Origin of the sequence: Autumnicola aciditolerans, from assembly GCF_041679265.1 — a bacterium.
Classification (GTDB): Bacteria; Bacteroidota; Bacteroidia; order Flavobacteriales; family Flavobacteriaceae; genus Autumnicola.
On record NZ_JBGFSM010000004.1, the window covers coordinates 54,219 to 66,794 of the forward strand.

Sequence of the window (12,576 nt, forward strand, 5' to 3'; positions counted from 1 at the left end):
TTTTTTGTTTTGAGATTCCCTCAGGCTTTTTTTTCATAGGCCTGGGTTAAGGCTCTTACAATGGCTTTTTTCCCCATTTCTACTTTATACTTATTATCTTCCAGCGGTTTCGCATCCTGCATGGCAAGTGCTGCAGCCGTCTCAAAATTTGCCTGATTTGGTTTCTTACCTGTAAGAAATTTTTCAGCTTCAAATAATTTCCAGGGTTTATGAGCCACCCCGCCCATGGCCAGTCCGGCTTCAGTAATCACGCCGCTTTTAATATTTAATCCTGCCGCAACCGAAATTAGGGCAAAGGCATAACTGGCACGCTCCCTTATTTTCAGGTAATAATAATGATCGGAAAACCTGGGCTTCGATAAATGAATCGCCGTGATCAACTCTCCCGGCATAAGATTGGTGTCTTTTTCAGGATGCTCTCCGGGCAGCCGGTGAAAATCGGTAAAATCAATCATCCGCGAGGAACCGTCCGGTTGCTGTACTTCCACCCGGGCTCCAATGGCGGCAAGTGCCACACACATATCTGAAGGATGGACAGCTACACATTCTTCACTGTAGCCAAAAATAGCGTGTAAAGCATTCATCCCGTGAAGTGCCCCGCATCCGGTTCCAGGTTCCCTTTTATTAGAGGGCATAGAGGTTTCATAAAAATAAGGACAGCGGGTTCTTTGAAGCAGGTTTCCGCCATTAGTTGCCATATTCCTTATTTGTGCAGTCGCCGCAGAAAGCATTGCCATAGATAATAATGGATACTGCTTCCTGATTTCAGGATGATTGGCCGTATCTGAATTGTTGAGCATAGCTCCCAGCATTAAACCTCCATCTTCATTGCTGGTAATGCTTTTATAATCCAGATTATTGATGTCTATAAGCTCATTGGGACGCTCCACATCTTCTTTCATCAAATCTACTAAATTTGTCCCGCCGCCCAGATAATGGGAATTTTCATGGGTAGCCTCCAAAGCCTGTTCTTTATTTTTGGCACTTGTGTAAGTGAATGGTCTCATGTGAATTGAAGTTTTATCCTTTTAATTGTGCAAAAGGATTGGTTTAACCGCCTATGCGTTTTTTGCCTTTTCCATTTGCTCCAGGGTGGCAAACTCCCAGGTGGGCATTTCATCATTGCCGGAATGTACCTCTTTAAAGGCCTGTACAATATTGTTATAAGCCCCGCAGCGGCAAATATTACCAGACATTCTTTCCCTTATTTCTTCTTCGGAAAGCTCCAGGTTTTTTTCCACATTTTTAAAATCCTCGGTCACATAACTGGCTTCCCCGTTTTTAGCCTCTTCTAAAAGTGCCACGGAAGAACAAATTTGTCCCGGGGTACAATAACCGCACTGAAAGCCATCATGTTTTAAAAATGCCTGTTGCATTGGGTGAAGTTCCCCGTCCCGGGCCAAACCTTCTATAGTGGTAATTTCCTTATCCTCGCAGGTAGCAGCAAGCGTAAGGCAGGAAAGTTTTCGTTTGCCATCGATCATCACCGTGCAGGCACCGCATTGCCCGTGGTCACAACCTTTTTTGGAACCTGTGAGGGCCAGCCTTTCCCTTAGCGCATCCAGCAAAGAAGTACGGGAATCTAAAGTTAATGGCTTTACCATCTCGTTTACCCGCAGGTTCACCTTGACTTCATTTAAAAATACTTCAGGCTTATCGGGCAAATCCTTCATGGTATTTGCAAATAATTCCGAAGTAAAATATGAAGAGGCCCAAATACTTAAACTGGCAGCAGAAATCTGCTTTAAGAATTTCCGGCGGGTAGTGCCATTTAGGCCAAGCTGATCAAAGACTTTTTCTTCGTCTTCACTTAATTCATCATCCTGAACTTTCCGTTTCCATTTTTCCATATCCTTCATAAGCAATTTTTTAGGAGGTAAGCAGAGGTATTAAATTTAGAAATTAAAATCTATTAAAGCGTTATCATTATGTTAATGAGCTATGTCTTCTGAAAATTATATCCGGATTTTAAATACAATAAAGATTAAACTTCCAGATCTAAAGGGCACCTGCAAGGCATAAAAAATTGAAAACAAGAGATTTGAAATGGCCAAATTGATTATAAATTCCTAATGCAGAAATATAAATTTTTCCAGGAAATCTTTCTTGAAGAAGCCCAATGATTCAGTAAAAAGGGATCAATTTCAAAAGGAATCTCTCATTTAAACAAAATAAAAAAGGGTAAACACACTCATTATGTATTTACCCTTTAAATATCTATTTTTCTAACAAAGTCGGGATGACAGGATTTGAACCTGCGACCCTACGCCCCCCAGACGTATACGCTACCAGACTGCGCCACATCCCGATTTTTGAAGTGCAAATTAAAGGGCTTATTTTTTATTTTCAAAAAGTAATTTACTTTTTGTTTCTTTTCTAATTTTAAAGTTGCTCCATAAAAGTATCTGGGTGCGCTCCTGTCCTTTCTTCTTTATCCAGGCTATCAATTAGTTGCATCTCTTCAGAAGTTAATTCAAAATCAAATACCGAAGCATTTTCTTTTATGCGCTCCTTATGCACACTTTTTGGAATAGTAACGACCCCTTTTTGCAAATCCCAGCGAATCACCACCTGTGCCAGCGTTTTATTATGGTTTTGGGCAATTTCATTTAGTTGTTTGTTATCAAAAATCCTCCCGCGCATTAGAGGGGACCAGGCTTCATATTGAATGTTTTTGCCACGGCAATATTCCAAAAGCTCCGGTTGCACGAGCATTGGGTGAAATTCATTTTGAAGTACCATTGGCATAATCTCACATTCCTTTTCAAGACTTTCCAGGTGGTGGGGCATACAGTTACAAACTCCTATTGCTTTTATCCTGCCTTCTTTATATAATTTTTCCATGGCCTTCCAGGCTTCTATATATTTTCCCGGTACAGGCCAGTGTATAAGATAAAGATCTACATACCCGCTATCCAGTTTTTTAAGTGAAGTTTCAAAAGCGTTAAGTGTTGATTTATAACCCTGGTCACTGTTCCAAACCTTTGTGGTTAAAAAAACTTCTTCCCTGGGAATACCTGAATTTTTTATAGCCGCACCAACGCCTTCTTCATTTTTATACATGCTGGCAGTATCAAAATGCCTGTAGCCGGTTTCAAATGCTGCCTGCATGGCATTCTCCAGCTCATTTCCTTCTTTGGCTTTATATACCCCCAGTCCTAAATACGGCATTTTTACTCCATTTGCTAAAGTTACGCTGCCATTAATATTAGTTATCTTCATTAGAATTTTTTTTGTAGCCTAAAGATAGGATGAAAAAGCGAAAAGGAAAATTCCGGCCTATCTAAACTTATATCAGAAAAACTTTCGGTTTCTATTTATTAGCATATTTTTGAAATAAATTTTATAGCTCCCCAAATATGAAAAATTTTTTCTTCGGAATCTTCCTGGCGCTAACTTCCTTCGCCGGGTTTTCACAGGAAATTTCTGAAACCAATACCGATTCCCTTTATCTGAAGGCCTTAAACGCCTACAAAACCCAAACTTATAAGAAGTCTTTAAATCTTACCCGCCGGGGGCTGGAACTGGCACCGGAATATCATGATATTCGCATCCTGGAAATCCGGAATTTTTGGGTCCTGGGCCGGTTTACTGAAGCAGATGAAGACCTGGATTACCTGCTAAAGCAGGCACCACAATATGCAGATACCAAACCACTGGCCTTACAACGAATAGGAAAATTTCAGGATGATCAAAAAGCTTTTCAATACCTCTCGCGGCTGGATAGCATTTATCCCGGGGATACTTCCCTAAGGATACAGCAGGCAAAACTGCTGTTAAAAATGAACAGGAGAAAAGAAGCCCGTGAAATTGCCTTAAAAACCATAGAAACTTCTGGTATTTCCGGTGCAAACAGGTATGTTCTGCAAACGATCCTTAACAGGACGGTTTCTAATGAAATTGGGGTAAATTATCAGTTTATCAACTTCAGTGAAGATTATTCAAGAGATGAACCCTGGCACACCATTAGTGGCGAATTTCAGCATAACTTTAACCGCACTGCCGTGATTGCCAGAGTAAATTATACAGACAGGGCTTATGACCAGGGCAGCCTTTATGAACTGGAAGCTTATCCCGTTTTTAGCGACAGGATGTACGCCTTTACCAATGTTGGATTTTCTGATGGCAGCCTTTTTCCTGACTTTAGAGCAAGTGCTTCTCTCTTTTATAATTTTGCCAAAATATTTGAAGGGGAAGTGGGCGGCAGGCTTCTGGCGTTTAACAACACTAATTATCTTACAGGAATTCTGGGACTTACCGCCTACCAGGGAAGCTTTTACCTTAATTTAAGAACCTTCTTGGGGCCAAAACGAATGAACAAACTGGTACAAAACTACCAGTTTAACCTGCGGTATTACCTGAAAAACGCCGATAATTATCTATTTGCAAGACTGGGCAGCGGGATTTCCCCGGATGAAAGGGCAATTTTTACCCAGGTACAGGAAAACCCGGGACTGGAAGCCTACTACTTTAACGTGGGAATCAATAAATCTATAGGCATTCATCATATTTTCCAGCTTGGCGGAGGATATTTATTTGAAGATATAAATGCGCAAACTAAAGGAAACCAACTAGTAGGATTTGCAAGTTACCGGTACCGGTTTTAATCTTTGGAAATTTTGAAGCCTTTCCTGGTCATCACTCCCCAGCCTGATTTTATTTTAAAGAGTTTTTTATAGTAGCCTTTCATCTGGCCGTAGAGCATTACCGGGTGATACAAAAAAGGTTCCAGGTAAGCAGCTAACAGCAGCTCCACCACTTGTTTTGGACGTGTATAATGGTCAAAACTCTTAACATACATAAAAACCGCAGCCGTAGAAAAAAGGCAGCCTAAAAGATAGATAAAGGCGTAGATAAGCACCGCATTTGGCCAATTGATCAATCCCATAAAGGCAAAGACAAAAATGGCAATTATTCCCAAAAACTCTACCAGTGGGGCACCAAACTCAAAGATGAGCCAGTAAGGAAAATACAATAAGCCCATATGGCGGTATTTTGGATTTAAGAAAAGGTGCTTATGGATGCTTATGGTTTCCCACAAACCCCGGGCCCACCGGTCCCGCTGGTTTATTAGCACCTGGTAGGTGGGAGGAGCTTCTGTCCAGCAGAGAGTCTCCGGCAGGTACACCACCTTGTAAGGCAGCTTTAAATTTTCCATATGAGTTCTTAGTCTGATGCATAACTCCAGGTCTTCTCCCACCATTTTCGCATCAAAACCTCCCACTTCTATTACCCTTTTTAACGGGTACATTCCAAAAGCCCCGGATACCAGCATTAATCCATTGATTTCTCCCCAGGCCATTCTGCCTAAAAGGAAGGCCCTGATATATTCCACCACCTGTACCATGGGTACAAGATTATCTGGCAGACGTAATTCTTTTAAAATCCCGTTTTTTACTACAGAATCGTTGGCGATTCCTATTCCTGCTCCACAGGCAATTATTTCTTTATCATCTTCTTCAAGATAAGGGCGAACCATTTTGAGCAAAGCATCCTGCTCGATAATACAATCGGCATCGGTACAGATTACCAGCTCGCTATCGGCAAAATTGATCCCGGCATTTAAGGCATCTGCCCGGCCTCCATTGTTTTTATCAATTACTGTAAGCTGTGTATATTTCTTATTACGGCTTTTGTAGATGTAATTTATTGAAGCAGTGGGAATAGGCTGGGTAATAAAAGTGGCATCCCTTGGTTCCAGTTCAAATTCTTTTATAAGTTTCTCCAGGGAATCATCTTTACTGCCGTCATTTACCAAAATAAAATTATAGTATGGATATTGAATGGAGAGCAGGGACCTTACATTTTCCACTATGGTAAGGCCTTCATTATAAGCCGGAGCCACAAGGGTAACCGAAGGGATATCTGTTGCGCTCACAATATCGTTCACATTTAAAAACACAGAGCGCTTTTTTGTTCGTTTAATGCCTCGGTTGGCCAGGATAATCCCGGTAAAATAGATGCTCATAAGGCATAGCCCGTAAAAGAAAAAGAAATAATTTACGGTCCAGAATATAAAATTCCCCCAAGAAAAGTCACTATTGGGCATACACTTCCGGATTTGAATACTGCTCGAGATAGAATTCCTGTACCTGCTCTTTGTACCCGCTGTTCCAGAGGATTTCCGCAGCCCTAAGCTTTATATCATCACTGGAACTTCTTAGCAGCTGCATGTAGAATGTTACATCTATTTCAGAATTCTTAAAAATGTAATTTAAAAGCTGCCCCTGCTGGCTGGCAACAGGAATTTTGGAAAAAAGCTTTTTAATCATCCGGATGCCTTCCGCTTTTATCTTAAAACTTTGCAGGCAATAGATGGCTGCCTCACGTACTTCGTAGTTAGAATGTTCAAGATGGGCCAGGATGTAATTTGTTTCACTTTCCAGATTATATTTTCTAATAATCCTCATGATGAGCTGTTTGGCAAAAAACTTTTTGGTGGTGTATAAGTTCCGAAGCTTTTCCACCTGGGGTTCTTTATATAAATCATAAAGCTTTTCCACAATTTTTATCTGCTGCCACAGCGTTAAATCCCTTTTTAAATAGGGAAGAAAACGCAAACTATCCCAGCCAAGAAAAACAACAAGGGCAATCTGGGCCTCCCGGCGCACATAAATATTTTTGTGGTTTCTTAGTGGGATTATTTCCTGAATGTACTGCTGCTGGTTCATCTCGTAAATTTCTCTTATTCCCAGGGCTTTATGGTACCAGCCATACTTTTTTAGTTTAGAAATAGAAGCACGGTAAGGAGGAATCTGGCTGTACAGGGTTTTTAATTTTGTGTGATTTCTTCCAAGTATGGAACGCTGTGTCCTTATCATAAGGTTTATTAAATACTGTACGTTGTTTTTTTTTGATTCCCTAATCCCAATATTTCTTAAAATACGTTGTATTTCGATAAGTTCCACAGGACTCGCGGGATTGGGGTAAAGGTAATTGCTTACCACATCTGCAAAGGTTTCTTCTATTTCCTTTAACTTACGAGTCCGGCTTTTCCTGTAACTCATGCTAAAGAGCGTACCTAGCCACAAACCTATAAGAATTAACAGGCCAATTTTTAGAACAGGTATAATAATAGTGATCAACTCCATTAATATCCTGCTATTAATTGCTCCACCTTGTCCAGATCAAAGGGAATTTCAAAGAATCCGGCGATGCCTTTTAGAGCCATGGTATCTTTCTTGATTTTTTCCTGACCCATATTGGAAACAATGATCAGGTTTTTATGCAAAATTACCTCCTGCACCTGGGATACAAATTCAAGGGGAGCAATGCCATCAAAAAGAATGTCGGAGATAATTACATCGAAGTTTATGTTCTGATCCTCGATGTCAAGATCATTAAGAGAAGTAATTGCCTTACAGGAATATGATCTGGAATTGGTAAGGCGTTCCAGTATCCTCAGGATAATTTTATCTTCTTGTATTACTAAAGCATGCCTGGTTTTCAAGACTTCTAATTTGGGGATCAAGTTCTTTTACCAACACTATAATCAGGAAAGCTTAATAAGCTGCTTTCCGATCTAAACATACACAAAAATAATACAAGTAGTCTTTTTCTTATGAAAAAAATGCTGCTTAGCAGATGAATTTCAATTTCTTATTCATTTCTGAAGTATTTATCCTACATAAAGAAGCTGGAAAACAGCTTATTTCAATTTTTTTTTGCAGAAAAACCGCAACCAGTAGAAGAGCCCTTTTTCCGGAAATAAATCTGATTAGAGAAAAGTCACAGCTTATTTTGCAGGATAGATCTTTGCGGCCCAGCCACCACCCGGGGCCAGGTGTATTTCCATTTGGTTATTTTCAGAAATAGGCTTCACCTCCCGCTTATAATCTTTCCCTTCCCTACTTGCATTAACCCCATCTTTAAAAATTACGGCTTCATAATTACCTTTCGGCAAAAATGAAAAATCCAGCGTGATATCCCGAGGATTCCAGTTAGTAATTGCGCCTACATACCAGGTGTCTCCTTTTCTCCTGGCTATAGCTGCAAATTCTCCTACTTTCCCATCCAGGGCTATAGTTGCATCAAAAACAGTAGGGACATCAGCTATAAAAGCAGTACTTTCAGGCTCCTTCATATAATTTGTGGGATTATCTGCCAGCATGTTAAAAGGTGCTTCATATAAAACATACAAAGCCAGCTGGTGGGCTCGGGTTCCCTGGCTCATGGGAGCAGAATTAACAGCGCGAAAATTAGCCTTATTAGCATTTTTCATTGCTCCCGGGGTGTAATCCATAGGCCCTGCCAGCATCCTGATAAAAGGGATCCTGGTATCGTACAAAGGAAAATCGGTATTGGACCATTTCACATTTTCCAACCCCCGAACGCCTTCAAAGTTCACCACATTGGGATAGGTACGTTGTAACCCGGTAGGTTTATAAGCCCCGTGAAAATCAAGCATGAGTTTATGTTTGGCCGCTTTTTCTGAAATTTCGTAATAAAAATCTACCATCGCCTGGTCATCCCTGTTCATAAAATCTACCTTCAGCCCTTTTACACCCATTTGGGAATACACTTCTAAGGCTTTATCCATTTGTTGTGCTAAAGGCAGGTAGCCGGACCATAACCATACTCCCACTCCTTTGCTCCCGGCATACCTGATGATTTCCTCCAGGTCAATTTCAGGAATAGTATTCAGAATCTCCCCTTTGGGCGCCCAACCTTCATCCAGTAAAATATTTTCTATACCATTTTTTGCAGCAAAGTCTATGTAATACTTATAGGTTTTGGTGTTTATCCCGGCGGGAAAATCAACCCCGGAGATATTCCAGTCATTCCACCAATCCCACGCAACCTTTCCCGGGGTTATCCAGGAAACGTCTTTTACGCGCGATGGCGACGCCAGTTGATATACCATATCATTATTAAGCAATTCCTTATCTTCTTCGCTAACCATTACAATTCTCCAAGGAAATTTACGCGTTCCACTGGTTTTGGCCAGATAATCTGCACGTTTTGTCACGTAAGACTGCAAACCATTGTGCCCACCCTGAACTTCTTCTAAGGGATAAGGGGCAAAATCTCCTTTTAAAGAATATTCCTGATTTCCTGCTTTTAAGAACATTCCGGGATAGCTTTCAAGATCTGCCTCTGTAATGGCTGCTTTAATTCCGCCGGGGAATTCCACCAGTACCGGCGCAAAACCTACGGTATCTTTTTTGATTTCAGATAAAGGAATATGTGTGTAGCGGTTTTCAAAGGAAATCTGATAGACATCCTCCACAGGATCATTGGCATAAGGGAAGTAGCTCATATAATCGCCGGAGAAATTAAAATTTGCTTCTTCTGAAGTTACCGTTACTTCCTCCTTTTTACTGGTAAAAAAGCGGTAGGCAACGCCTGAATTATATACCCTGAAAACGAGTCCAAAATCATTTTCAAAATTTAGCTTTAACTGTTTGTAATGCTCTTCAATTACATCCTTTTTATAATTAACAGCATCTATACTGTTGCTTACCTCTTCCTCTTCTGAATGTACCACTTCCGGATTTCTTCCTAATATTTCTCCATTTGCCAGGCTAAGGGAGACCGCAGAGGGCGTGATAACCTGCTGGGTGTTTTTGAGGACAGACCAGGTAATCTGCTCTTCCACATTTACTTCCAGGTTAATCTCCCCATCCGGAGACTGGATGGCAAATGTGGGATTCTCCTGAGCCAGGATTGTACCGGCAAAAAAAAGGAATAAAAAGCTAAGGTGTTGGAGTTTATTCATACTTATTAAGTTGATTCCGCTATAAGGGGAATATGTAGAATTTTTGTTATATATCTGGCATTTTTATCCAGCTGCCTTTTTCAATTTTGACCCTGGCCAAGTAAAGAGCAATACAGACTGCTACTATAGATCCCCAAATCAGGTTTAAATATTCAGGCAATATCGGTATCATGTTTGTATTTCACAAATTTCACCTTGATTAACAAAGGTCCTGATATTTCCTTCAGAAGAAAAGAAATTGAATGGGATAACTTTTAAGAATTAAAAATATGGAAAGATCCTACTAAACATTGATAAAATTAATTAAACTGTTTTTAAAGTAAAGCCCTAATTTCGTAGGGAAACTAAAATTAAATTACATGTTTAAAAAACTAATACCGCTCTGGATCCTTATGTGCGTGGCCTGCCAGCAGGAAAAGGAAGAAATGCAACAATCATTTTTTAATGCCGGCGAGGAAACATTCCTTTACTCCGGAAGATTTGAAAAAATTAATGATACCGCCGTGGCCTTATACAATTCTGCCGCATCGGTAAAAACGCAGGTAAAAGGAGATAGTGCCACTATCTTTTTATCTGCAGAAAACGAACCGGCTTTTGCAGCCCTGGAACTTAACGGGGAATATTTAGGCCGCTTTCGTAGTGACAGCCTGGTTAAAATTGCCCTTCCGGACAGCACAAAATACAATTCGCTTTCTATCTACAAAGCTACTGAAGCTTCTACCGGGGATTTGATCTTCAGCGGAATAAAAGCAGGAGCAATACAAAAAGTAGATTCTGAAGACAAACCAAAGATCGAATTTATAGGAAATTCCATTACCTGTGGGATGGGAGCCGATACTGAAGAATATCCCTGCGGGACTGAAGAATGGTACTTTCAGCACAACGCTTATCTTGCCTATGGGCCAAGGGTGGCCAGGGCACTGGATGCCAATTTTGAGTTGAACTGTGTCTCGGGAATGGGAATGTACCGCAACTGGAACGATGAAGACCAGCCGGTAATGGGAGATGTTTACGGGAACCTGAAATTAAATGCCGACAGTACTAAAACTGCTCCTCCAACAGATACTCCTGATATTGTGAGTATAGCCCTTGGCACCAACGACCTTAGCCTTGGAGATGGAGAAAAGGAACGTAGCGACTTCAGCAAAGAAAAATTTGTACAAAATTACATTCAGTTTGTAGAGATGATCTATAAACGTTATCCCAATGTGAAAGTTGCCCTTTTAAGCAGCCCGATGGTAAGTAACGAAAACAATAACCTCTTGATGGAATCGCTTAAAGAAGTAAAAGAACATTTTCCGCAGAAGGAAATAAAAGTCTTTGAATTTGAACCCATGACCCCGCATGGATGCAATTCCCATCCCGATATTGCCGACCATGAAAAAATGGCGCAGCAACTCATCCCTTTTTTCAGAGAAATTTTAAAAACCACCTGATGATGAAATCAAAAATTCTTGTACTCCTGGCGCTATTGGCCTACTTACCCGGATTTGCAAATGTAAGCCTGCCCGAAATTTTTTCAGATAACATGGTCCTTCAGCGAAATGCTGCGGTAAAAATATGGGGTTGGGCAAAACCTGGTGAAGAAATACATATTACTACCACCTGGGATGAGCAGGAATACACCACAAAAGCCAGTAATAAAGCCCGCTGGGAAATTATTCTAAATACTCCCGGCGCTAAGGGAGCGCAGGAAATCACAATTACCGGTTACAACCAGGTAAAACTTAAAAATGTATTGTTGGGAGAAGTTTGGCTGGTTTCCGGCCAATCCAATATGGAGTGGAGCGCTGCTTCAGGCATCACCAATGCTGAAGAAGCTATTGCCGGTGCTAAAAATCAAAATATCAGGTTTTTTACGGTGGCGCACCGTACGGCTGAAAATATGCAACAGGACCTGGACGGCCATTGGGTGGAGAGCACACCTGAAACCATGAAAAACTTCAGCGCGATCGCTTATTTCTTCGGAAAAAAACTTCAGGAAGAACTTGATGTTCCGGTTGGGCTAATTAATTCCAGCTGGGGCGGGACTCCCGCTGAAGCCTGGACGCCTTCTGAAGCAATAACCTCCAATAAACGCTTAACAAAAGGAGCTGCTATGTTGCCCGAAGTGGAATGGGGCCCAAAAGAACCCGGGCTCATTTACAATTCCATGATCGCCCCGCTTGCCGGCCTTAAAATTAAAGGTGTGCTATGGTACCAGGGAGAATCTAATACCGATAATGCCGATTATTACCAGGAGACTTTTTCTACCTTGATCCAAAGCTGGCGTAAGCAGTGGGATGAAGAATTTCCCTTTTATTATGCGCAAATTGCCCCTTTTAACTATGGCGATAATGATGCCGGGGTAACCATAAGGAATGCCCAAAGACAGGTGCTGGAATTGCCCAAAACCGGCATGATCATGACCAGTGATATTGGCAATACCGAAAATATACATCCAAAGAACAAGCTTGATCCCGGTTTACGGTTCGCAAACCTTGTGCTGAAAGAGGTTTATAATAAAGATATTAAAAATGCCTACGCACCACAGTTTGAGAAAGCTGAAGTGGATGGCCGCAAAGTTAAGATTCAGTTTTCCCATGCTGAAGGGCTTCATATAAACAAAAAGAACAAAGATAGCCAGTTTGAAGTTGCCGGGGCAAACGGGGAATTCTATCCCGCCAAGGTCAGTTTAAAGGACGATAGGATTATAGTAAAGTCGGCAAAGGTAAAAGAACCAAAATCCATCAGGTATAGCTGGGGGAACACCAGTACCTCTAATGTATTTAATGCCTCGGGCTTACCTGCTTCCAGTTTCCTTGAAGAATTATAAAAATTTTTGACATTAAAAAAGCCCCTGAATTCCACAACATCAG

The 12,576-nt window shown here is 41.0% G+C and carries 10 protein-coding genes and 1 tRNA gene; 3 read left to right on the top strand and 8 right to left on the bottom strand.

Going from position 1 to position 12,576, the window contains the following annotated elements; genetic code table 11:
* Positions 1–20: 20 nt before the first annotated feature.
* The 4 genes from AB8M93_RS05160 to AB8M93_RS05175 form a co-directional block, all read right to left on the bottom strand.
* The gene (locus AB8M93_RS05160) at positions 21–1,007 is read right to left on the bottom strand and encodes an FAD binding domain-containing protein (RefSeq protein WP_373056509.1); all 987 of its coding nucleotides are present in this window, start codon (positions 1,005–1,007) and stop codon (positions 21–23) included.
* 51 nt (positions 1,008–1,058) lie between these two features.
* Positions 1,059–1,850, bottom strand: coding sequence for a 2Fe-2S iron-sulfur cluster-binding protein (locus tag AB8M93_RS05165; RefSeq protein WP_373056510.1), 792 nt, complete (start codon positions 1,848–1,850; stop codon positions 1,059–1,061).
* Positions 1,851–2,234: 384 nt separating this feature from the next.
* Positions 2,235–2,308, bottom strand: a tRNA-Pro gene (locus tag AB8M93_RS05170).
* A 74-nt stretch (positions 2,309–2,382) separates the two neighbouring features.
* Positions 2,383–3,222 (bottom strand): aldo/keto reductase, encoded by an 840-nt coding sequence (locus AB8M93_RS05175; RefSeq protein WP_373056511.1) that lies wholly within the window; start codon positions 3,220–3,222, stop codon positions 2,383–2,385.
* A gap of 137 nt (positions 3,223–3,359) precedes the next feature.
* Here AB8M93_RS05175 and AB8M93_RS05180 point away from each other — a divergent pair, with 137 nt between their 5' ends.
* Positions 3,360–4,607, top strand: coding sequence for a YaiO family outer membrane beta-barrel protein (locus tag AB8M93_RS05180; RefSeq protein ID WP_373056512.1), 1,248 nt, complete (start codon positions 3,360–3,362; stop codon positions 4,605–4,607).
* On the opposite strand, the gene AB8M93_RS05185 is transcribed toward AB8M93_RS05180, so the two are convergent.
* The 4 genes from AB8M93_RS05185 to AB8M93_RS05200 all read right to left on the bottom strand — a co-directional run bounded on the left by AB8M93_RS05185 (position 4,604) and on the right by AB8M93_RS05200 (position 9,718).
* The gene (locus AB8M93_RS05185) at positions 4,604–6,049 is read right to left on the bottom strand and encodes a glycosyltransferase family 2 protein (RefSeq protein WP_373056513.1); all 1,446 of its coding nucleotides are present in this window, start codon (positions 6,047–6,049) and stop codon (positions 4,604–4,606) included. The genes AB8M93_RS05180 and AB8M93_RS05185 overlap by 4 nt on opposite strands.
* On the bottom strand, positions 6,039–7,091 hold the full coding sequence (locus AB8M93_RS05190) for a hypothetical protein (RefSeq protein ID WP_373056514.1): 1,053 nt from the start codon (positions 7,089–7,091) through the stop codon (positions 6,039–6,041). Before AB8M93_RS05190 ends, AB8M93_RS05185 begins: the two co-directional genes overlap by 11 nt.
* Positions 7,091–7,450 (bottom strand): DNA-binding transcriptional response regulator, encoded by a 360-nt coding sequence (locus AB8M93_RS05195; protein WP_373056515.1) that lies wholly within the window; start codon positions 7,448–7,450, stop codon positions 7,091–7,093. The genes AB8M93_RS05190 and AB8M93_RS05195 overlap by 1 nt, the downstream gene beginning before the upstream one ends.
* 285 nt (positions 7,451–7,735) lie before the next feature.
* A complete protein-coding gene (locus AB8M93_RS05200; RefSeq protein WP_373056516.1) occupies positions 7,736–9,718 on the bottom strand; it encodes a retaining alpha-galactosidase in 1,983 nt (660 codons plus the stop codon).
* Between the two features lie 359 nt (positions 9,719–10,077).
* On the opposite strand from AB8M93_RS05200, the gene AB8M93_RS05205 reads away from it, so the two are divergent.
* Both AB8M93_RS05205 and AB8M93_RS05210 read left to right on the top strand, forming a co-directional pair.
* The gene (locus tag AB8M93_RS05205; protein WP_373056517.1) at positions 10,078–11,154 is read left to right on the top strand and encodes an SGNH/GDSL hydrolase family protein; all 1,077 of its coding nucleotides are present in this window, start codon (positions 10,078–10,080) and stop codon (positions 11,152–11,154) included.
* Positions 11,154–12,533 (top strand): sialate O-acetylesterase, encoded by a 1,380-nt coding sequence (locus AB8M93_RS05210; protein ID WP_373056518.1) that lies wholly within the window; start codon positions 11,154–11,156, stop codon positions 12,531–12,533. The genes AB8M93_RS05205 and AB8M93_RS05210 overlap by 1 nt, the downstream gene beginning before the upstream one ends.
* Positions 12,534–12,576: the final 43 nt, after the last annotated feature.

Bases quoted from the DNA above. Each gene is read 5' to 3' on its own strand.
- AB8M93_RS05180 (WP_373056512.1), top strand. From the start codon at position 3,360: ATGAAAAATTTTTTCTTCGGAATCTTCCTGGCGCTAACTTCCTTCGCC.
- AB8M93_RS05205 (WP_373056517.1), top strand. From the start codon at position 10,078: ATGTTTAAAAAACTAATACCGCTCTGGATCCTTATGTGCGTGGCCTGC.
- AB8M93_RS05185 (WP_373056513.1), bottom strand. From the start codon at position 6,049: ATGCCCAATAGTGACTTTTCTTGGGGGAATTTTATATTCTGGACCGTA.
- AB8M93_RS05165 (WP_373056510.1), bottom strand. From the start codon at position 1,850: ATGGAAAAATGGAAACGGAAAGTTCAGGATGATGAATTAAGTGAAGAC.
- AB8M93_RS05160 (WP_373056509.1), bottom strand. From the start codon at position 1,007: ATGAGACCATTCACTTACACAAGTGCCAAAAATAAAGAACAGGCTTTG.
- AB8M93_RS05190 (WP_373056514.1), bottom strand. From the start codon at position 7,091: ATGGAGTTGATCACTATTATTATACCTGTTCTAAAAATTGGCCTGTTA.
- AB8M93_RS05200 (WP_373056516.1), bottom strand. From the start codon at position 9,718: ATGAATAAACTCCAACACCTTAGCTTTTTATTCCTTTTTTTTGCCGGT.
- AB8M93_RS05175 (WP_373056511.1), bottom strand. From the start codon at position 3,222: ATGAAGATAACTAATATTAATGGCAGCGTAACTTTAGCAAATGGAGTA.
- AB8M93_RS05210 (WP_373056518.1), top strand. From the start codon at position 11,154: ATGATGAAATCAAAAATTCTTGTACTCCTGGCGCTATTGGCCTACTTA.